At 71.4% G+C, this 840-nt stretch carries 1 protein-coding gene; it reads left to right on the top strand.

The window, feature by feature from the left end:
* Window positions 1-57: 57 nt before the first annotated feature.
* A partial coding sequence (locus tag G3N99_RS41015; protein WP_206125285.1) for a molybdopterin cofactor-binding domain-containing protein occupies window positions 58-840 on the top strand: 783 nt, incomplete at its 3' end.

Genomic DNA, 840 nt, shown 5'->3' with positions numbered 1-840 from the left:
CCCGCGTACGCCGCAGCCATCCGTGCGACGTCGCTCCCTCGACAGGACCCCCCATCCGTGAACCGCTCCGAACTGCTCGCGCGCGACGGCTGCCTGACCGTGATCCGGCCGCCCGCGCCGCCCGTCAAGCCGGCGCCCGGCCAGCCGGGCAGCCTGTCGTCCTACGTACCGGCGCTGCCGGAAGTGTTCGTCGCGATTCTCGACGACGGCCGCATCCTCGCGTTCAACGGCCACGTCGATCTCGGCACCGGCATCCGCACGTCGCTCGCGCAGATCGTCGCCGAGGAACTCGACGTGCCGGCCGCGCGCGTGACGATGGTGCTCGGCGACACGGCCGCGACACCGAACCAGGGCCCGACCATCGCGAGCGCGACGATCCAGATTTCCGCGACGCCGCTGCGCTGCGCGGCCGCTCAGGCGCGTCATACGCTGCTGGCGCTCGCCGCCGAACGGTTCGGTGTCGACGCGGCGCAACTGCACATCGACGATGCGACGATCTCGGCGAACGGGCAAACCGCTACGTTCGCCTCGCTCGTCGCCGCGCACCGGATCGCGCTGACACTCGACCTGAACACCCGCACGAAGGATCCCGCCCAATACCGGATCGTCGGCCGGTCGTCGCCGCGCGTCGACCTGCCCGCGAAGGCAACCGGCCAGCTCACGTTCGTGCACGACATGCGCGTGCCGGGCATGCTGCACGGTCGTGTCGTGCGGCCGCCGTATGCGGGCCACGACAGCGGTTCGTTCGTCGGCACCTCGCTCGTCGACGTCGACCGCGCGTCGGTGGCCGACGTGCCGGGGCTCGTGGCCGTCGTTGCGATCGGCGATTTCGTCGGCGTA

This window comes from Burkholderia sp. Ac-20392 (assembly GCF_017104585.1).
GTDB classification, from domain to species: Bacteria; Pseudomonadota; Gammaproteobacteria; order Burkholderiales; family Burkholderiaceae; genus Burkholderia; species Burkholderia lata.
The sequence above is the reverse complement of the archived record's forward strand: the minus strand, read 5'-3'. Positions and strand labels throughout refer to the sequence as shown.